This is a genomic window from Companilactobacillus mindensis DSM 14500 (assembly GCF_001434275.1).
Taxonomy (GTDB): Bacteria; Bacillota; Bacilli; order Lactobacillales; family Lactobacillaceae; genus Companilactobacillus; species Companilactobacillus mindensis.
In genome coordinates this window covers 1-20,452 of the sequence record NZ_AZEZ01000073.1, presented here as the reverse complement: position 1 = coordinate 20,452, position 20,452 = coordinate 1, and the positions used below count along the sequence as shown (strand labels likewise).

15 protein-coding genes and 4 tRNA genes are annotated in these 20,452 nt (G+C 39.6%); 2 read left to right on the top strand and 17 right to left on the bottom strand.

The window, feature by feature from the left end; all coding sequences use genetic code 11:
• Positions 1-109: 109 nt before the first annotated feature.
• The 17 genes from FD29_RS06525 to pth form a co-directional block, all read right to left on the bottom strand.
• Positions 110-2,608: an ATP-dependent Clp protease ATP-binding subunit gene (locus FD29_RS06525; protein WP_057888141.1), complete on the bottom strand. Its 2,499-nt coding sequence runs from the start codon at positions 2,606-2,608 to the stop codon at positions 110-112.
• Positions 2,609-2,874: 266 nt separating this feature from the next.
• Positions 2,875-2,946, bottom strand: a tRNA-Gly gene (locus FD29_RS06520).
• A gap of 16 nt (positions 2,947-2,962) precedes the next feature.
• Positions 2,963-3,035: transfer RNA gene (locus FD29_RS06515), tRNA-Thr, on the bottom strand.
• A 60-nt stretch (positions 3,036-3,095) separates the two neighbouring features.
• Positions 3,096-3,178, bottom strand: a tRNA-Leu gene (locus FD29_RS06510).
• A gap of 38 nt (positions 3,179-3,216) precedes the next feature.
• Positions 3,217-3,289: transfer RNA gene (locus FD29_RS06505), tRNA-Val, on the bottom strand.
• A gap of 199 nt (positions 3,290-3,488) precedes the next feature.
• Positions 3,489-4,979 carry a lysine--tRNA ligase gene (gene lysS / locus FD29_RS06500; RefSeq protein WP_057888211.1) on the bottom strand — a complete coding sequence of 497 codons (1,491 nt, stop codon included), beginning with the start codon at positions 4,977-4,979 and terminating at the stop codon, positions 3,489-3,491.
• Between the two features lie 75 nt (positions 4,980-5,054).
• Positions 5,055-6,059, bottom strand: coding sequence for a tRNA dihydrouridine synthase DusB (gene dusB / locus FD29_RS06495; protein WP_057888140.1), 1,005 nt, complete (start codon positions 6,057-6,059; stop codon positions 5,055-5,057).
• Between the two features lie 70 nt (positions 6,060-6,129).
• Positions 6,130-7,011 (bottom strand): Hsp33 family molecular chaperone HslO, encoded by an 882-nt coding sequence (gene hslO, locus FD29_RS06490; RefSeq protein ID WP_057888139.1) that lies wholly within the window; start codon positions 7,009-7,011, stop codon positions 6,130-6,132.
• A gap of 48 nt (positions 7,012-7,059) precedes the next feature.
• Complete coding sequence (ftsH, locus tag FD29_RS06485) at positions 7,060-9,264, bottom strand: ATP-dependent zinc metalloprotease FtsH (RefSeq protein ID WP_057888138.1); 2,205 nt, start codon at positions 9,262-9,264, stop codon at positions 7,060-7,062.
• A gap of 83 nt (positions 9,265-9,347) precedes the next feature.
• The gene (gene hpt / locus FD29_RS06480) at positions 9,348-9,893 is read right to left on the bottom strand and encodes a hypoxanthine phosphoribosyltransferase (protein WP_057888137.1); all 546 of its coding nucleotides are present in this window, start codon (positions 9,891-9,893) and stop codon (positions 9,348-9,350) included.
• Complete coding sequence (tilS, locus tag FD29_RS06475; protein ID WP_057888136.1) at positions 9,890-11,221, bottom strand: tRNA lysidine(34) synthetase TilS; 1,332 nt, start codon at positions 11,219-11,221, stop codon at positions 9,890-9,892. The genes hpt and tilS overlap by 4 nt, the downstream gene beginning before the upstream one ends.
• Before the next feature lie 44 nt (positions 11,222-11,265).
• The gene (locus FD29_RS06470) at positions 11,266-11,691 is read right to left on the bottom strand and encodes a S1 domain-containing RNA-binding protein (protein WP_057888135.1); all 426 of its coding nucleotides are present in this window, start codon (positions 11,689-11,691) and stop codon (positions 11,266-11,268) included.
• A gap of 23 nt (positions 11,692-11,714) precedes the next feature.
• Complete coding sequence (locus tag FD29_RS06465) at positions 11,715-12,107, bottom strand: FtsB family cell division protein (RefSeq protein WP_057888134.1); 393 nt, start codon at positions 12,105-12,107, stop codon at positions 11,715-11,717.
• Between the two features lie 107 nt (positions 12,108-12,214).
• A complete protein-coding gene (locus FD29_RS06460; RefSeq protein WP_057888133.1) occupies positions 12,215-12,454 on the bottom strand; it encodes an RNA-binding S4 domain-containing protein in 240 nt (79 codons plus the stop codon).
• A gap of 2 nt (positions 12,455-12,456) precedes the next feature.
• Entirely contained in the window at positions 12,457-14,022 is a 1,566-nt protein-coding gene (locus tag FD29_RS06455) for a putative polysaccharide biosynthesis protein (protein WP_083477798.1), read from the bottom strand.
• Position 14,023: 1 nt separating this feature from the next.
• Positions 14,024-17,545: a transcription-repair coupling factor gene (gene mfd, locus FD29_RS06450; RefSeq protein WP_057888131.1), complete on the bottom strand. Its 3,522-nt coding sequence runs from the start codon at positions 17,543-17,545 to the stop codon at positions 14,024-14,026.
• Positions 17,546-17,569: 24 nt separating this feature from the next.
• Complete coding sequence (gene pth / locus FD29_RS06445; RefSeq protein ID WP_057888130.1) at positions 17,570-18,127, bottom strand: aminoacyl-tRNA hydrolase; 558 nt, start codon at positions 18,125-18,127, stop codon at positions 17,570-17,572.
• Positions 18,128-18,272: 145 nt separating this feature from the next.
• Here pth and FD29_RS06440 point away from each other — a divergent pair, with 145 nt between their 5' ends.
• Together FD29_RS06440 and cbpA are read left to right on the top strand one after the other, a co-directional pair.
• The gene (locus FD29_RS06440; RefSeq protein ID WP_057888129.1) at positions 18,273-19,256 is read left to right on the top strand and encodes an L-lactate dehydrogenase; all 984 of its coding nucleotides are present in this window, start codon (positions 18,273-18,275) and stop codon (positions 19,254-19,256) included.
• A 293-nt stretch (positions 19,257-19,549) separates the two neighbouring features.
• Complete coding sequence (gene cbpA / locus FD29_RS06435; protein WP_057888128.1) at positions 19,550-20,212, top strand: cyclic di-AMP binding protein CbpA; 663 nt, start codon at positions 19,550-19,552, stop codon at positions 20,210-20,212.
• The last annotated feature ends 240 nt before the right edge of the window (positions 20,213-20,452 follow it).

The following is a 20,452-nucleotide window of genomic DNA, read 5'->3' as shown; positions in this document are numbered from 1 at the left end:
TTTTTTATTTAGCATAACCACGGACAATAGATCGTGATCTGCGATTTGAACTTTGAATCTCAAAAAACATAATACTCTCATGAATTATCCATGTCAATACTTGAGCATATTACTTTTGATGAGCTAAAGCCTTTTTGTCTTCTGGGTGATCGACTGTCACAGTCAACTTACCCTTCTTCGAACCAACTTTGATGGCATCGCCAGCTTTAACTTTGCCCATTAAGAGTTGTTCACTCACTGGGTCTTCGATTTCTCTTTGGATGGTCCTTCTCATTGGACGAGCACCATACTCTGGATTGTAACCATCCTTAACTAAATCATTGTAAGCACTTGGAGAAATATCTAGCTTAATTTCTCTTTCAGCCAAACGTTTTCTCAAGTTGCTGCTCATGATCTTAGCAATCGCCTTGAGTTGTTCTTTGTTTAGAGACTTGAAGATGATTGTTTCATCGATACGGTTCAAGAACTCGGGACGGAAGAACTTCTTCAATTCAGCATTGATTCGTTCTTGCATTTCCTTGTAGTCGTCGTGAACATCTTTAGCACCGAAACCAACTGACTTATCTTCCTCAAGTGATCTTGCGCCCAAGTTAGAAGTCATGATGATAATCGTGTTACGGAAATCAACTTTACGACCCTTGGCATCAGTTAAAATACCATCATCTAGAACTTGTAAAAGAATATTGAAGACATCTGGATGAGCTTTTTCAACTTCATCAAGTAAAACAACTGAATAAGGTTCATTTCTGACCTTTTCTGTCAATTGTCCACCTTCGTCAAAACCAACGTAACCTGGAGCTGAACCGATCAATTTAGAAGTACTGTATTGTTCCATGTATTCAGACATATCTACACGGATCAAGTTGTCTTCAGAACCAAACATCACTTCAGCAATCGACTTAGCTAGTTCCGTCTTACCAACACCAGTAGGTCCAAGGAACATGAAGGAACCAATTGGACGGTCAGGATCCTTCATACCGCTTCTGGCACGACGAATGGCACGAGAAACAGCATTGATGGCATCGTTTTGGCCAATCACACGCTTATGAAGTTCCTTTTCGAGGTTAAGTAGACGTTCGCTTTCCTTCTTAGTGATCTGTTTGACTGGAACACCAGTCCATTGAGCGATAACTTCGGCAATATCGTCGGCTGTAACAACTGGTTTCTTATTAGCACCAGTCTTCTTATTCTTGAGTTTAGCCAATTCTGCTTGAACGTCTTGTTCTTGTTCACGGATCTTAGCAGCCTTTTCAAAATCTTGGTTTAAAATAGCATCGTTTTTGTCGCTCAACAATTTCATTGATTGATCCGTTAGTTCTTCTAACTTGTTGTTCTTAGAAACATTGTGGATTCTAACTTTAGCCGAAGCCTCATCCATCAAATCGATCGCCTTATCAGGCAAGAAACGGTTCGTCAAGTAACGTGTTGAAAGACGTACTGCAGCTTCAACGGCTTCATCAGAAATAGTCAAACCGTGGTGTTGTTCATATCTAGGACGTAAACCTTCCAAGATTTTAACTGAATCTTTTGCTGTAGGCTCTTCAACGTGAACCTTAGCGAAACGACGTTCTAAGGCTGTATCTTTTTCAATGTACTTTTGGTACTCATTTGAAGTTGTAGCACCGATCAATTGCAATTCACCACGAGCCAAAGCAGGCTTCAAAATGTTAGAAGCATCGATTGCTCCTTCAGCACCACCGGCACCGATCAAAGTGTGCAACTCATCAATGAACAAGATAACGTGTTTATCTTGATAAATTTCTTCAATAATCTTCTTCAAACGGTCTTCAAACTCACCACGATACTTAGTACCGGCAACCAATGAGCCCATATCAAGCATCATGATTCGCTTGTTTTGCATATCAAGTGGAACTTCTTTTTTGACAATAGCAATTGCCAAACCTTCGGCAATTGCCGTTTTACCAACGCCGGGTTCCCCTACTAAAACAGGATTGTTCTTCGTTCTACGACTGAGGATCTGGATAGTTCTTTCGACTTCTTCCTTACGACCAATAACAGGGTCGATTTGGTTGTCAGAAGCCATCTTTGTTAGATCACGAGCCAAAGAATCAAGGGTTGGTGTGCCACCGGCTTGAGTTTGTTGCTTCTTTTGTTTGTTTGCTAGGCTTGAGCCAAAACCACTGCGACGTGCAGCCTTGTTGGACATGCCCATTTTATTCAATAGTAATGATTTAGTTTTAGCCAAGCTCAATCCTAAATTAACTAGGATGCGGTTAGCCAAATTATCAGCGTCATCGAGGATGGCCAATAAAATATGTTCAGTTCCGATGCGGTTAGCTTTATAAGCATTAGAAACTTCTTCTGCATCGCTTAAAATTAATTGTCCCTTAGGAGAATAAGGTAGGTAAATTCCTTTAGCGGTATTAGATGAGACATCTCCATAACCTGTCAGATGTTCAATCTCCTCTTCAACATCTCGATCACTCACAGCTAGATCTCTCAAAGTAATACCGGCGATACCATCATTTTCCATCGTTAGGCCGAGTAAGATATGTTCAGTCCCAACAGCATTATGGTGAAATGTTTTAGCTTGTTCTTGTGCTAACACAAGTGCATTTTTGGCGCTTTCGGTAAATACTTTGTCCATTAATGTTACCTCTACTTTTTAAGTGTCTGTTTAGAAAGTATAATTGTGTTTCAAAAAAAAGCAATTAATTAACCTTATAAAACCAAATCAGATAATTAATATCCCAATTATAACTGTCTTTCACTAGAATCCTAACACATTCAGCGAATTAATATAGCCAAATAGAATTTCCAATTTGACTTAGTTTAATTTTTTTTAGAGAACGAAAAAAGGTAATCAATCCTATATTAGAATTAATTACCCTTTTTAATTTTTCAAATCTCTAAAGCGGAAGACGGGATTCGAACCCGCGACCCCCACCATGGCAAGGTGATGTTCTACCACTGAACTACTTCCGCATTAAAATTTAAAACATGCCGACTAGAGGATTCGAACCTCCGACCCCCTGTTTACAAGACAGGTGCTCTGCCAACTGAGCTAAGTCGGCATTATGTCAACAACAATTAACATAATACTCTTAATTCATTCTTTTGCAAGAACAAATTCATACGGGTGAAAGGACTTGAACCTTCATGTCCACTGGACACTAGAACCTAAATCTAGCGCGTCTGCCAATTCCGCCACACCCGCAAAATACTTATTGAAATTCCATTAAGCAAATTGCTTAATGGAGGATACAGGGATCGAACCTGTGACCTCCTGCTTGTAAGGCAGATGCTCTCCCAGCTGAGCTAATCCTCCATATGTTTCCTGTTCGAAACAACTATATTAGTATACCGTTTGACTATAATCTAAGTCAACAAAAATTTTAGATTTTTTTGAATTAAATTCATTGCCGATTTCAGAGCTTAGTTCTTTCTGCAGTTTGATTCTTTTATACTTGCCTTCTTCCAATAAAAAAAGAACCAGAACTAAAATGTCCTGATTCTTAATATATTAATTATTCTTCGTTATTTGTGTTGTCTTCTGGTCTCATAGTTGGGAACAAGATAACATCACGAATTGATGGAGCATCTGTCAATAGCATGACCAAACGATCGATACCAATTCCTAGTCCACCTGTTGGTGGCATACCATATTCCATGGCTTCAACGTAATCTTCGTCGATAGGTTCAGCCTCGTCGTTACCTTCTTCACGTTCCTTAGCTTGTGCTTCGAAACGTTCCTTTTGATCGATTGGATCATTCAATTCGGTAAAGGCATTTCCAAATTCGTGACCTAAGATATAAACTTCAAAACGATCAGTAAATTTAGGATTGTCCTTTGACTTCTTAGCCAATGGTGAAACTTCCAAAGGATATTCGTAAACGAATGTAGGTTGCTTCAAAGTATCTTCAACGAACTCTTCGAAGAATTCAGCGATGATGTGACCAACACCCCAGAAGTCTTCGTAGTGAACGCCTTTTTCGTCAGCATATTTACGAGCTGTTTCAAGGTCCATATCTTGACTGAAGTCGATACCAGTTTGTTCTTTAATAGCATCAACCATCTTGATACGTTTGAAAGGCTTAGACAAGTCGACTTCTTCACCTTGATAAGTAACCTTTTGCGTACCGTTAGCTTTTTCGGCAGCGTGTCTGAACATACCTTCGACTTCTTTCATGACGTCAGTCATGTCCCAGTATGCAGCATATGTTTCTAGTGATGTATATTCAGGGTTGTGTTGTGTATCCATACCTTCGTTACGGAAAGCACGACCAATTTCGTAAACACGTTCAAAACCACCCACGATCAATCTCTTCAAAGGTAGTTCCAAAGCGATACGAAGATACATTGTCATATCCATAGCGTTGTGGTGAGTGATAAATGGACGAGCACTAGCACCACCGGCTTGAGTATTTAAGACAGGAGTTTCAACTGACATGAAACCTTCACCGTCTAAGTATTCACGTACAGCTGAAATGATCTTAGTACGTTTCTTGAAACGTTCAAAACTATCTTGGTTAGCAATAAGATCCAAATATCTTTGACGATAAATTTGTTCAACGTTAGTCAAACCATGATACTTGTCAGGCAATGGACGAAGTGATTTAGAAAGCATTGTGACGTGAGTAGCTTTGACAGTCAATTCACCCATATCTGTCTTCATAATTTCACCGTGGATACCCAAGTGATCACCGATATCAGAACGTTTGAAAATGTGATAGTTTTCTTCACCAACAACGTCTTTTCTGACATAGATCTGAATCTTACCAGAACGGTCGCGGATGTCAGCAAAACCAACTTTACCTTTTCCACGTTTTGTCATCATACGTCCGGCAATAACAACTGGTAAGTCTTGTTCTTCAAGAACTTCCTTATCTTCGTCGCCGTACTTTTCATGAATATCTTGAGCCAAAGCAGTTCTTTCGAATCTTGAACCAAATGGATCAACGCCTTCATCATAAAGTTCTTGAAGTTTATCGCGTCTGACCTTCAATTGGTCATTCATGACTCTAGCTTTTTTTATATCTTCTTTAGTAAGTTGCTTTTTCTTATTTTCGTTACTCAAAATTTTTCCCCCTGTCTACGAAATTTTTGAAGATCTCGCTTCTCGTTTTTCGTAACTTTCAACAAATTCATCTAAAGCATCAAAAACTTCTTGCATTGTATTTACATTCACTACTTTAGCACGAGTTCTGACTGCATGGGGAATCCCCTTTAGATAATATGCTGCCTGTTGACGAAATTCTGGAACACCAACATGCTCACCTTTTAAGTCTACCAGACGTTGCAGTTGAAGTTTAGCAATATTAATTTTTTCTGCAACAGTTGGTTCAGAAAGCATCTCGCCAGTATCCAAATAATGCTTCATTTCATTGAGGCGCCAAAGATTACCTAGAACGGCTCGGCCGACCATAACGGCGTCAGCTCCCACTTCATCGAGCATCTTTTTAGCATCCTGTGGCGTTTTCACATCGCCATTGCCCATAAACGGAACTGTGAGGTGCTGGGCGACTTCGTGTAAAATATCCCAGTTCGCATGTCCCGTATACATTTGGGTTTTCGTCCGTCCATGCATAGCAATAGCTTTAGCTCCGGCTTCTTGGGCTGCCAAAGCATTTTCAACAGCCAAAATATGGTCATCATCCCAACCGGTTCGCATCTTAACTGTCAAAGGCTTATCAATAGCCGAGCTGACTGCCTTGACAGCATCGTATAACTTGTCAGGGTCTTTTAACCAACTCGAGCCAGCGCCAATTTTGGTTACCTTTTTGACCGGGCAACCCATGTTGATATCGATAATATCAGCCGCTGTATTTTCAGCCACATATCGAGCCGCTTGCACGAGAGATTCTTTGGTTCCACCAAAAATTTGAATGCTGACAGGATGTTCTTTAGGATCGACAAACATCATACCCAAGGTTTTAGCATTCCGATATTTGATACCTTGGTCACTGATCATTTCACAGACGACCAAACCGGCACCAAACTCTTTAGCCGTGACTCTAAAAGCCGAGTTAGTTACTCCAGCCATGGGTGCGACGACAATTTGATTAGGAATTGTAACGTCACCGATTTTCCATTCCATTCTTTGTACCTCTATTTTTCAATTACAACTTGCAATAATAACAAATTAACCATTCACATGGCAAATATCATTATTTCTTTTCGGAAAGAATTTTTTGTAATTCAGCTTCGGAAAATTCATACTTGTTGCCACAGAATTTGCAGACAGCTTCAGCACCATGATCTTCATCGATCATTGATTGCAATTGGTCTTTGGATAAAGTTGCTAAAGATTTAGAAAATCTATCTTTGGAACAATCGCATTTGAATTGAACCGGCATATCTTGAAGATATTTCATTTCAATACCGTTCATGATCTTATCCATAATATCTTGGTTACTCAAACCTTCATTAAGGAGAGTTGAAAGATTAGGAACGACTTTTAAATTAGCTTCAATTTGAGAAATATCTTTGTCAGTTGCTCCTGGCAATGTTTGAATCATGAAACCACCTGCGGCACCAACCGTTTCATTTGGCGTTACGAAAACTGAAACACCAATAGCTGAAGGAATTTGTTCTGATTTGGCCATGTAATATGTAAAGTCCATGCCGATCTCGCCGGAAACCAATGGCACTTGGCCTGTAAATGGTTCCTTCATGTGTAGATCTTTAGTAATACTGAGCATACCTTTGGTACCAACAGCTGCCGCTACATCAATGTGGCCATCTTCACGTGCTTTTAAACTCACATGGGGATTAGAGATGTAACCTTTAACATTTCCTTGAGCATCTGCATCAACGACAATAGCACCAACTGGTCCGTCGCCTTGAACTCTAGTCGTCAAAACTTCATCTTCTTTCAAAGTTGAAGTGGCAACTAACATTGAACCGATCATGGTTCTACCTAAGGCAGCACTAGAATTTCTCCAAGTATCATGTCTTTTTTGAGCCTCCTGGATCGTTTCAGTTGCGTTGACAACGTAGGCTCTAAATTTACCGTCCTTAGAGATGGCTTTTGTCAAAGTATCAGTCATATATGTTTTCCTCCGTTCAAAAAAGCGACTCGTAAGAGTCGCTTTTTCTTATTGATTATCTTTATTATTGTCATTATCGTTGTTGTTATTTGTATCGTCTGTTGAATCATCAGAACCGTTATCATCTGACTTGTCAGTGTCTGATTTAGTTTCATCAGTTGACTTGCCATCTTGTTCTGAAGGATAAGTCTTCTCGTCAAGACCATCATTGTCAGTCTTTGGAGTTTCGTTATTTGATTCTTCAGTCTTTTGTCTAGCAACATCTTTAGCTTCAGCGGCCTTCTTTGCTTGTTCGAAGGTTGCAGCACTTTCACTTGGGAATTCTTGGTTTGGATCGTTAGCTGGCATCTTACCAGTGTTATACAAGCTCAAGATTTCCTTTTCATCAAGTGTTTCATACTTCAATAAGGCTTCAGCAATAATCTTATGTTGTTCACGGTGTGTTTCGATAATTTCTCGAGCACGTTCGTGATCTTCATCGATAATACGTTTAACTTCTTGGTCAATAGCTTTCGCAGTATCTTCTGAATATGAAGGTAGTTGACGATAGTTACCACCACTAAATGGTTGACCATTCTTTTCGAGTTGAACTGTACCAAGCTTGTCAGTCATACCGTATTCAGTAACCATCGTACGGGCGATTTGTGTAGCTTGCTCGAAATCGTTTGAAGCACCTGATGAAGGTTGACCGACGATAATTTCTTCGGCAGTACGTCCACCAAGTAAACCAGTGATTTGTTCGTTCAATTCTTTCTTAGTTGCAAGGTTTTGATCATCCTTAGGAAGCATGATAGCGTAACCGCCGGCACGTCCACGAGGTACGATGGTAACCTTTCTAACAACTCTTGAATCACTCAATACTAAACCGATCAAGGCGTGTCCAGCTTCGTGATATGCAACCGTGTGACGTTCTTCTTCAGGAACAACACGATTTCTCTTGGCAGGACCAGCGATAACACGGTCTTCAGCTTCATCAAGATCAGTTGGATCGATCTTTTGCTTACCACGTCTAGCAGCAACTAAGGCAGCTTCGTTAAGTAAGTTTTCTAGATCAGCACCAGCGAATCCTGGAGTTTGTTGAGCAATTGCTTTTAGATCTACATCATCTGTAAATGGTTTGTTACGAGCGTGAACTTTAAGGATAGCTTCACGACCCTTAACGTCAGGACGACCAACAAGAATCTTTCTATCGAATCGACCTGGACGTAACAAGGCAGGATCAAGGACATCAGAACGGTTAGTAGCAGCCATAACGATAACACCTTCGTTACCTGTAAATCCATCCATTTCGATCAATAATTGGTTAAGAGTTTGTTCACGTTCATCGTTACCACCACCGGTACCAGAACCACGTTGACGACCGACAGCATCAATTTCATCGATGAAGATGATTGATGGAGCGTCTTTTTTGGCGTTTTCGAACAAATCACGAACACGTGATGCACCAACACCAACGAACATTTCAACGAAATCTGAACCAGAGATTGAGTAGAAAGGAACTTTAGCTTCACCAGCAACAGCCTTAGCTAGTAAAGTTTTACCAGTCCCGGGAGGTCCCTCTAGAAGAACACCGGCCGGTATTCTAGCACCTAGAGAAACGAATTTTCTTGGATCTTTTAGAAATTCAACAACTTCGACAAGTTCTTGCTTTTCTTCTTCGGCACCGGCAACATCAGAAAATCTAACTTTATTTTTCTTAGGATCTTCAGGTTTGACCTTGGACTTACCAAAGTTCATGACACGGTTAGCGCCACCACCTTGGCCTCCACGACCCATCATCGCAAAGATGATAAAGAAGAATAATGCAAACGGAACAATCACCGTCAAGATCAATGATATCCATTGTCCCGATTGTGACTTAGGAGCAGCAGTAGTCTTGACTCCCTTGGACATCGCGGCATTGTTGATCATTTTCAACGTGTCATTGTTAGGCAAAACAGTTGAACTGAAAGAAGTTACTTCAGTAGAACTTGTAGCTTGAGTACGGCTGAAAAGAGACACAGAACGTGTTGTTTCAGCTTTTTGAGCTTTCTTGTATTCACCAGTTACTTGATAAGCTCCCCCAATAGGTTCTAATTTGAAGTTCTTCACTTTGCCTTGCTTCAATTGTGTGATGAATTGGTCTTGGCTTAGCGTCTTTGATTGGTCTGAGGATTGACCACCAGCAAACCAACTTGCTGCAAGGACCAAAACAACGAAGAGCAAGATGTAAAACAGGCTATTATTGATTAACCTATTTCGATTATTTTTCATACATTTCCTCCTAAATCACTTAGACGTTACATATTGTAACATTGGTGAACAGTAACACAATAATAATTGTAACTCTAACTTAATTATTTTGTAGTATATACCTCTGGCTTTAAGACCCCAACATAACCTAAATTACGATAATGCTCATTGTAGTCCATTCCGTAGCCTACAACGAATTCATCTGGAATCTGAACTCCGACGTAATCAACCTTCACGTGCTTGATTCGGCGAGCCGGTTTGTCCAAGAATGAAACGATTTTGATCGACTTAGCATGACGAGCGTTAAACAATTCTGTCAAACGATCCAAGGTATATCCAGTATCAATGATATCTTCAACGATCACTACATCGCGATCACGTAACGACGTATCCAAGTCCTTGATAATCCGAACGTCTCCAGTAGTTGTAGTATTTTCACCACCGTAACTAGAAACATCCATGAAGTCGTATTCCATTTCGATGTCAACGTGCTTAACTAGATCCATCATGAACATAGCAGCTCCGCGTAAAATACAGACGAACAACGGATTTTTGCCACGATACTCCTCTGTTAGTTCTTTTCCAAGACGAACATTGGCTTTTTCAATTTCTTCTTGTGAAACTAAAACTTTTTCAATATCTGAATTCATCCTTTTACCTCAGTCAAGTTAATTTGGTAATGGTTATTACCTTTTTTTAAATAATCGCTTAAATTATAGATTTTTTCAACCCATACTATCTGATTATCAAATAATAAAACTAAATAATTATCTCGTTTGTATCCAGGTATTTTTTCATTTATAAAACGCTTGCTCAATTTCTGATGCTGACCATTGGATAACAAGAGTTTGTCGCCATCCCTACGCGTTCGTAAGGTGATTTTTTGAGGGATCTTTGCAACCGTTAAATCAAAATCAGTTTCATTCTCACTGACAGTCACTTTTTTTTGACCGAAAGTTTCACTCTGTCCTAATTTCAAATCCACCGTTGTTAAATTACGAGGCATCGTCTTTTTGATCACGAAACGGTCATAACTTCTAATGAATTGCCACGAATCTTCCAAATTGATTGAAGCATTAGCTTCATTGCCACTGACTATCTCGATGATCTGATCGATCTGACGGTTACTGATCGTCACATCCAACTGACTTTTCGTAAAAAAGTTCCCCCAAAACAACGTTTGCTGTTCAGTATTCAAAGCTAATACGGGGGCAATCAAGCCGGTGATCGATTGGTCTTTTTTCGTCAGCTCCATCGCCTGTTCAATTTGTTCAAATTGTTGCTTAGCCAAGTCGATCAATGCAATCAACTGTTGTTCGAAGAAACGAAAGTGTGGCAATAGCTGCCCATTTTCTTTTTGCAGTTCAGGGAAAATATTATTTCTTAAACGATTGCGCATCGTAATATTGTCAAAATTAGTTTCATCCTGAACATGTTTAATATTGTGAATATCGGCATATTCACTCAATTCCTTTTTGGCAAAGCTCAACAGCGGCCGTACGATCTGACCGTTGGCAAAAGGACGCTGTTCTTTTAAACTAACGACTTCATATGCATTGCCCGAGCGAATCATCTTCATTAAAATATTCTCCGCCAAATCGTTGCCATGATGGGCTGTTAACAACGTATCGAAGTTATTTGCGGTCATTATTTCCTTAAAAAATCCATAACGAAACTCTCTAGCGGCAGCTTCCATACCGATATCATCGACTGGCTTATCTTGCCACTTAGTTGTGAAGAACTGGTAGCCATTTTTTAAACAATGATCCTGCACGAATTTTACTTCCGAAGCACTTTCTTTTCGCAGGTCGTGATCGACATTGACGACTCCAAATCGTTCCGGTGGCAAGATCTGCGCGACGACTTCCAACAAAACCATTGAATCGACGCCACCAGAAACAGCTATTAAAACTCTTTGGGCCCGATATCGTTTCAAAGTTTTTCTAACGGTACCTATAATCCTATTATCAAGTTCCATTTGATCCCCCTTGAATTAAAATAGTCCCAACCTGATATATTGTCTTAGCTACGGCGTCCGCCACGGCCACCACGTTTGCCTTCAGTGTTCTTCTTAATAACGCTTAGTCGTTCTTCACTTTCCTTCATGAAGCCTGACATCATGTCGTCGAAACTTTCTGGCTTGTGTTGTTGTGGTTTTCTGCTGTTGTGATCATTACGATCATATGAACGATGTGAATGATACTTTGGCTTTGACTTATCTGATGCTTGTTTGATCGATAGTGCGATCTTGTGGTCTTTTTCACTAAGAACTAAAACCTTAACTGTATCACCGACAGTTAACACATCGTGAATATCCTTAACGTATCCGTCAGCGACTTCACTGATGTGCACCATTCCGCTTTGTCCTTCTCCAAGGTCAACGAATGCCCCAAAGTTTGTAATTCCGGTAACTTTACCTTCTGTTTTAGCTCCTACTTCAACTGTCATCTAATTAAAAATAATTCCTTTCCCTATTTTTGAATCGTAGTGGTCTTAACGTCATCAGGTAAGTTATAGATCTGCTCGCCTGGTTTACTATACATGTATTTCTCGCGGATATATTTTTCCAAATAATTCGTGTTGTGAAGTTGACTAACTTCTAGCTTCAAGTCCCTTTGCGTGGCTTTTTGCTTGGTCAACTTCTGATTGCTAATTTCTATTTGTTCCATCGTATTGGCATATGTTCGGTGAGCATTAAAAATTTGAACGCCAAAAACAACCACAATAATCGCAAAAACGATTCCTATCAACAAAATCCGCCGCCGATGAACTACCTTGGCATGATTGTTGTGATTAGGTTTCGGAGTTTGTGATTTTTTCGGTTGTAATACAGAAACGTTAGAATTTAGTTTATGTACTTCCATACCACTACTCCCCTAGAAATGATTACTTTGAGTATAACAAGTTTAAGCGATTATTTGAATAAGCAAATTGTTAATTTTAATCTATTTCTAATTTTAAATTTTGAACTTTAAACTTCTTCGTACATATCCACTGAATCAGTTTTTTTAGTTGTTTCTTTGATGTTAAGCACGCGAATTTTCATCGTCTTTTCACCAAAGTGTAATTCTAATACATCACCCACAGAAACTTCACTAGATGATTTGGCAACACGGTCGTTGATAAGAGCACGGCCATTGTCAGCAAACTCTTTAGCGACAGTTCTACGCTTGATAATACGACTTACTTTTAAATATTTATCTAATCTCATAATTAATCCTCAATTTTCATAAACTTAGTAATATATTTACCCATCGGTAAAATTTCCCACTCAGCTTTAGCCAACATATGCCAACGCTTTGAAAGTTTTAGATAAACGATTGCTCCAATCGGAATAGCAACCAGATTTATCAAAATACTGTTAGCACGCGTCATTACGCCAAAGTGGAGCGTTAAAATCTTGACGACGATTTTGACGGCAATAGCCATGATCAACCCCGTCTTGATCAAGTTTTTGATGAATTTTTTATCCAGCGACAAAAATTCACGGTTAAAATTATAAATCGTTAAAATACCGAACAAAATAATGCACTCGCTCAAAACTGTGGCCATGGCTGAACCGGCAATACCATATTTCGGCACTAGGATGACATTCAAAGCTACTTTAGCAACCAAAGACATCCCGAACAAGACTAATTTATGAACATTTTTTTCGTCGTCGCCACTCGTTACTGCTATCAGTAGATTGATAAACGAAACAATCAAAATCGACAACATGTAAATACTCAATGTTTTTGAACCACTAGCGTTTGTAAACAACATCGTGTTGATCTGTGGCATCAAGGCGATAAGTCCAGCCGTTTCAGCAACCGATAGCCACAAACAGACGCGGACCATCTTTTGAATAGTACCTTTATTTTGTTCTAAACGATTTTTTTCCTTCAATTGTGGCATGATTGTTGACACAAAAGATAAGGATAAAACAATTCCTAATTGCAACAGAGGTTGCCCACGATCAAAGATACCTTTTTGAATCTCAGCTTGATCTCGCAACATACCAGCGTGCATCAACAGTCGCAAGGTCGAAAAGGAGTCAATGAATTGATAGAAGATCGTGATTCCGGTGAAAACAACGATCAAAACTACCTCCAAAGCCAAACCATGCTCCAACTTGATCGTCGCATCAGGATTCTCTTCAGTATCGTACTTACGGGTTTTCAAGAAGTGAACTACCAAGATAGCCACCGCTAACAAACCACCGATAAAAGCACCCGAGTTAGCCAAAGTTCCCATCTTATAGACATCCAATACTCCATGACCGAACAATAAAGCACTGCCGATGATGATCACGATTCGGAAAAACTGTTCCGAAACTTGTGAAATTGCACTCGGTTCCATAATTAAGTCACTTTGAAAATAACCTCGCAAACTAGCCTCAAAGGGAACCAATAAAAATGTCAATGCCACAACTCTCACTTCAGGATACAAATTCGGATCCCCCATGAGAAAAGCTAGATAACGCGATGACATCCACAATAAAGCCGTAATAGTTAAACATCCAGCCATCAAAATAATGAAAGTCTTTTTCAACAGATTGTGCTTAGCAGCCATGGTCTCTTGTTGAGCAAACGTCTTCGAGATAACCACCGGCAAGCCTGACAGAGCCAATACGGAGAAAATACCGTAAATGGGATACACCTGTTGATAAATGAAATAGCCCCGATCCCCAACGATGTTCTGCAATGGAATTCGATAAATTGCACTCAATAATTCAGAAAACAATGAGGCAATCGTCAAAATCCAAGTCCCCTTAATAGCTCTCGACACTTCTTTTTGCATATTAGTTTTTAATTTTTTCTTTCTTTAAATTGTCAAAACCTTCAGCCATCTTGTCAGCAAACGTCTTTAATTGTTCGAACCATTCGTCCTTCTTGACGCTTCCAGAATCCAAGGTGATGGTAAATTCACCATTCTTATCATTGACCTTAGCTTTCATCGTCGTGTTGGCTAAGAACTTGAAGACTAAGTCTCCAGTTAAATAATCTGAAGCTTTCTTAGAAAACTTGATAGCAATCATGCCGTTACGCATTACGACGCTCTTCACTAATGATTCATCAAAGGAATTCTTCAACAAACTGATGTCTAGCAGATTGCCGACTTCTTGTGGGTATTTACCGAACCGATCCAATAATTCTGATTTCACTTCAGCATAATTTTCGACTGAATCGATCTGACGAATCCGTTTGTATAATTCTACCTTTTGACGTTGATCCGTAATGTAGTCGGCTGGCAAATAGGCTTCCAAAGCCAAATTGACTTCAGCGTTGGTTTTTTCAGCTTTAGTGTGACCACGTTTCTTAGCTACGGCATCGTTTAGCATCTGCGTATAAAAGTCGAAACCAACTGAATCGATGAAACCATGTTGTTGCTTACCTAACAAATTACCAGCTCCACGAATCGATAAATCACGCATCGCAATCTTGAAGCCGGAGCCTAATTCGGTAAAGTTCTTAATGGCTTCCAGGCGCTGTTCACCGACTTCAGTCAATACCTTGTTGGGACGGTACATCAAGTAAGCGTAAGCCACTCGATTAGAACGACCGACTCGGCCTCTGATTTGATAAAGTTGAGACAAACCATAACGGTCAGCATTCTCAACGATCAAAGTATTGGTATTAGGCATATCAACACCAGTTTCAATAATTGTCGTCGTTACTAATACGTCATATTCGCCAGCTAAATAGTCTGAAATGACACCTTCCATTTGTGTTTCGTTCATCCGGCCATGGGCAGTCGCAATTCGAGCATTTGGTACTAAAGCCTGCAGTTGCCCTGCAACTTGGTCCATATCTTCCACTCGATTGTGAAGATAGAAGACTTGCCCACCACGAGCCATCTCACGTTTGATTGCTCCAGCGATAACTTCGTAGTTTTGTTCCATTACATAGGTTTGAACCGGATAACGATTGCTTGGTGCTGTTTCGATCAAAGACAGATCACGCACGCCCAGCATGGACATATTCAATGTCCGAGGAATCGGTGTCGCTGTCAACGTCAAAACATCAACGTTAGCTTTCAACTGCTTGATTTTTTCCTTGTGTTTAACACCGAAACGTTGTTCCTCATCAATGATCAACAAGCCGATATCGTGAAATTTAACATCTTTAGATAACAGACGGTGAGTTCCAACGATAATATCGATTGTTCCATCTGCTAATTGTTCAAGCGTCTCTTTAACTTGTTTACGAGTTTGGAAACGTGACAAGACACCAATGTTGATTGGGAATCCGGAAAAGCGTTCTTTCATCGTTTCATAATGTTGTTGAACCAATAACGTCGTTGGTGCCAAAAAGACTACTTGCTTGCCCGATTCGGCGGCTTTGAAAGCTGCTCTGAGAGCTACTTCCGTTTTACCAAAACCAACATCCCCGACCAACAAACGATCCATTGGATGGGGTTTTTCCATATCACGCTTGATCTCCTCGATCGAACGTAATTGGTCCGGCGTTTCTGGATAAGGAAAGGCATTGTCAAAATCAGTCTGCAAGGAGTCGTCTTTAGGGAAAGCATAGCCCTTCTCAGCTTCACGTTTAGCGTAAAGATCAATCAAATCATCCGCAATATCTTCAATGTTTGATTGCACCTTGCGCTTAGTTTTTTGCCATTCGTTGCCGCCTAATTTATTCGTCTTAGGTGCTTTACCTTCAGCTGAAACGTATTTCTGTACCATATCCAGCTGCGTTACTGGAATGAACAAGCGACCATCGTCACGATATTCAATCGTAATGTAATCTTGATGCTTGCCGTCGACTTCCATCGTCTGCATACCGATAAACTTACCGATACCATGATTGACGTGGACGACATAATCACCCGGTTTTAATTCGTTGTAACTCTTTAAACGTTCCGCATTTGCCAAAGTTTGATGACGACGTTTTTTCGGTTGCCGATTGAAAAGTTCCTTCTCGGTAATGATGGCTAATTTTTGATCTGGCATTTCAAAACCAGAGCTTAAACTGGCATTCATCAGCTGCGTATTGCCCTCGATCACTTTGTCAGCGGTCGTTAAGGTTGCTTTGATACCAAAATCGACCAATGTATCGTCGATTGCATTGATCCTTTTGTCGTTGTTGATTACCAAAATCACGGTATAAGCTTGTTTTTGCCAACGCTCCACTTCAGACTTCAACAGTGGCATTTGACTGAAGAATTGTTGCATTGAACGGACCGAAACATTTTCCAATTGATTCAGACGCATCCGACCCATACTCTGCTGCAACGTTGATAAGTATATTTGGGCGTGAACATCTTTTTTGATGTTATCGGCAAAACTCTGACGGATCTTTTGTTCTGGCAAAGCTTTGCCAAACTCTAATTGACTAGCTAGCCAAGATTGATTTTCAGCCTGACTGTCATTGGATTGTTCGATCAATCGATTGTATTCGTTGAAAATAACGATATCATCAGGATTTAAATAATCTACTAAACTATGCGGATTTTCAAAAATATAATCCGCGATCCTACCGATATTTTCCGGACGCATTCCTTCAGATAATTCTTCGATCGTCTGACCAAATGATATTTCCAAATTTTCTTTGATATCTTTATCGGCTGACTCAAGTTGTCGCTGGTAGCTCCTTTGTAACTTCTTTAAACCACTAGCCACTTGTTCATCAGTTACGACTCGATCCTTAGCTGGCAACACATTTATCTTCGTCAGTTCGTCCATGCTACGTTGTGTTTCCGTGTCGAAGTATTTGATTTTTTCAACTTGATTACCAAAAAAATCGATCCGGATTGGGTTGTCGACATTCAATGGATAAATATCGACAATATCACCACGGATAGCAAAATCCCCTGGCTTAGCGACTAATTTATCTTTAACATAGCCCATCTGAACGAACTCTTGATTCAAGTCTTCAAGATCATATTCTTCATTAACTTCAATCTCTAACTGTGCCGCTTTGAATAATTCTTTGGCAGACAATTCGTATTCCAAACCAGCGACTGACGTAACGACGACGCCCGGCTCATCACTGACCAAAAAACTCAATGTATCAAGTCTTTGACTCAATTCATCCGGCGAACTGGTAGCCAATTCAGTCGAGATCGATTCCTCAACTGGGAACAAGTGAACTGAATCGCTATCTAAGAGATTCAAATCGTCATAGAGCTTATTAGCGTGGAAATTGGTATTCTCCACGATCAATACTTTTTTACCTGTTTGTTTTAAAGTTTCCAATACAAAAAGGGAAATAGTTGATCCAGTTAAACCTGTCAACGCATTTTTCGTTTCTGGCTTAACTTGATTAATAAATTCCCCAAGGTCGAGCTTATTCGTAATGAAATTTATTAGATCCAATTTTTGCCCCCTTTGGCTTCTCTTTTAATTGTATTTGTTCATTAATTGATCTATCGTGTCACCTTTGACCCAGTCTTTGACCATGTCAACTGCTTGGTCGATCCCAGCTAAGGCAACCGGAGCTTGATCCTTTGAAAAAGGCGTCAAGACCCAATTTACTACTGACTGTTTATCGGGATGCTGAATACCGATTTTAATTCGACTGAACTCTTTTGTACCCACAGCTGAAATTATACTCTTAATCCCATTGTGACCACCAGCAGAACCCTTTGATCTTAATCTAACTTTACCGATCGGCATGTCGAGATCATCTTGGATAACCATCAATTCTTCAGGTCTGATTTGAAAATAGCCCATCAAGAAATTTACTGCTCGACCAGATTCATTCATGAATGTTAAAGGTTTAACTAAGAAAACTGTTTCGCCATCAACTTTGAATTTGCAGTATTCAGCTTCAAAGTCCTTTTTCATTTGTGTTTGGCCATATTCATCCATCAATCTATCGATGGTCATAAAGCCCATATTATGCTTTGTACGATCGTATTTTTTGCCTGGATTTCCTAAGCCAACAATTAGTTTCATATTTAATACCTCATTTCGAATTTACATTATATCATGTTAATTTCACTATTTTTTTACTTTTTTCACAATGAACTTGTTAATTACCCTTAATTATTTGTATAATGAACCACGGAACATATTATTTTCGAAGGGATGATATTTTATAATGACAACTCCAACAAACGAAAAGAACCACCAAAAAGTACTTCTAGTTGGTGACGGTGCCGTAGGTTCAACATTTGCTTACGCTATGACACTTCAAGGTATTGCACAAGAACTAGTTATCTGTGATATCGCAAAAGACAAGATTAAGGGTGACGCAATGGACCTTGCAGATGCAATTCCATTCTCATTCCCAAAGAACATTCACGCTGGTGAATATTCAGATGCTAAGGATGCTGATATCGTTGTTATCACAGCCGGCGCTCCACAAAAACCAGGTGAAACAAGACTTGACCTTGTAAACAAGAACTTGAACATCTTGAAGACAATCGTTGATCCTATCGTTGAATCAGGATTCAATGGTATCTTCGTTGTTGCTGCTAACCCAGTTGACATCTTGACATACGCTACTTGGAAACTTTCAGGCTTCCCTAAGGAACGTGTAATTGGTTCAGGTACATCACTAGATACTGCCAGATTACAAAAATTTGTCGGTGAAGAACTAGAAGTTGACCCTCGCTCAGTCCACGGTTACATCATGGGTGAACACGGTGATTCAGAATTCGCTGCATGGTCACACTTAACTGTTGGTGGCGTTACAATGGCCGAATGGATGGAACAACACCCAGAAATCACTAAAGATACTCTTGACAAGATCTACAAGAAGACTGTTAACGCTGCTTACGACATTATCAATACTAAGGGTGCTACATTCTACGGTATCGGTACTGCTCTTGCAAGAATCTGCAAGGCTTTGCTAAACGACGAAAACACTGTTCTTCCATTATCAAACATGATGACTGGTCAATACGGCGTTTCAGACATTTACATCGGTTCACCTGCTATTGTTAACCGTAAAGGTCTAAAACAAATTGTTGAAGTCCCATTGAACGATGAAGAATCAGCACAAATGAAGAAATCAGCTGCAGAACTTGAAAAAATTCTTAAAGATGGTTTCGAAGCTACAGGTATCAAGGGTCGTCAATAATCCAAAATATCGTGCTTAAAAAAGACTGAAACAAATGAATAATTTGTTTCAGCTTTTTTTTACCCTAAATAGCTGCATGATCGTTTATTTTTCGCCCTATATGTAGCCATAAACGTGCACCAAAACTCAACTCCTTCCGCATAACAGTAAAATACCAATATTCATAATGCGAATATCGGTATTTTACTGTTATTGCTCGGGAGTTACCCGAGTTTTGTCACACTCTAGCTTTTTTTTTACTTCGAAGTACTGTATTATTAATTCAATTATACTTTGATTGGATGTGAATATATATGTTAGTTAAATCACTTGTACTTAAAAAGGACAAGCTTACTACAGTTAAAGAAACTGTAACTCTCGAAGAGGCCTTGAAGGTACTTGAAGATTCAGGTTATCGTTGTGTGCCAATTTTGGATGAGAGTGGTCAAATATTTAGGGGTAACATCTATAAGATGCACATCTACCGTCATAAATCACGTGGTGGCGATATGAGTTTGCCTGTAACTACTTTGATGAAAAATGCCACTAAGACGATCAGCGTCGACTCACCTTTCTTCAAGGTTTTCTTCAATATCAAAGATTTGCCATACATCGCTGTTCTTGACGAAAACAATTTATTCTACGGAATTTTGACTCACTCAAGACTCTTGAGCATGTTGTCAGACGCTTGGAACTTGGATATTAGTAGCTACGTACTAACAGTCAGTTCTTCAGGGGATCGTGGCGATTTGGAAAAAATGTCAAAAATTTTCGCCAAATATGTTTCCGTTGCCGCATGTATGACTTTGGATGCCAAGTCCAACGAAGTCGTACGTAGAACGCTTTTCACATTACCTTCTGGAACAGATATCAATACTTTGAAGGAAATTATTAAGCGCTTAGAGAAAAAGAGTTTCATTGTTTCCGAGATTGATGATTTAAAATCTGGTAAAATTCTAGATAAGAACACATTGTAAGATAGTTTTACTCAGAAGATCAATACAACTTCTCGAATTACTTACGCAGCAAGTAGTTCGGGAAATTGTATTAGTCGGAGGATTTTTTCTACCTTATGTGTAGTTCCAAGAACCACAAGTTTCTAAAAACAAAACCGTACCAAAGATTTAAGATACATAAGTTTCTAAAACAAAACCGTTTCTAAAACAAATCGAGTAGGAGGTAACTTTTAATTACCGACCTCTCACACCACCGTACGT

Coding starts and splice junctions, on each gene's coding strand:
- cbpA (WP_057888128.1), top strand. CDS start 19,550: ATGTTAGTTAAATCACTTGTACTTAAAAAGGACAAGCTTACTACAGTT.
- tilS (WP_057888136.1), bottom strand. CDS start 11,221: ATGGAACTTGATAATAGGATTATAGGTACCGTTAGAAAAACTTTGAAA.
- hslO (WP_057888139.1), bottom strand. CDS start 7,011: ATGACTGATACTTTGACAAAAGCCATCTCTAAGGACGGTAAATTTAGA.
- hpt (WP_057888137.1), bottom strand. CDS start 9,893: ATGAATTCAGATATTGAAAAAGTTTTAGTTTCACAAGAAGAAATTGAA.
- FD29_RS06440 (WP_057888129.1), top strand. CDS start 18,273: ATGACAACTCCAACAAACGAAAAGAACCACCAAAAAGTACTTCTAGTT.
- FD29_RS06455 (WP_083477798.1), bottom strand. CDS start 14,022: ATGCAAAAAGAAGTGTCGAGAGCTATTAAGGGGACTTGGATTTTGACG.
- lysS (WP_057888211.1), bottom strand. CDS start 4,979: ATGAATGACCAATTGAAGGTCAGACGCGATAAACTTCAAGAACTTTAT.
- ftsH (WP_057888138.1), bottom strand. CDS start 9,264: ATGAAAAATAATCGAAATAGGTTAATCAATAATAGCCTGTTTTACATC.
- dusB (WP_057888140.1), bottom strand. CDS start 6,059: ATGGAATGGAAAATCGGTGACGTTACAATTCCTAATCAAATTGTCGTC.
- pth (WP_057888130.1), bottom strand. CDS start 18,127: ATGAAACTAATTGTTGGCTTAGGAAATCCAGGCAAAAAATACGATCGT.
- FD29_RS06525 (WP_057888141.1), bottom strand. CDS start 2,608: ATGGACAAAGTATTTACCGAAAGCGCCAAAAATGCACTTGTGTTAGCA.
- FD29_RS06470 (WP_057888135.1), bottom strand. CDS start 11,691: ATGACAGTTGAAGTAGGAGCTAAAACAGAAGGTAAAGTTACCGGAATT.
- FD29_RS06465 (WP_057888134.1), bottom strand. CDS start 12,107: ATGGAAGTACATAAACTAAATTCTAACGTTTCTGTATTACAACCGAAA.
- FD29_RS06460 (WP_057888133.1), bottom strand. CDS start 12,454: ATGAGATTAGATAAATATTTAAAAGTAAGTCGTATTATCAAGCGTAGA.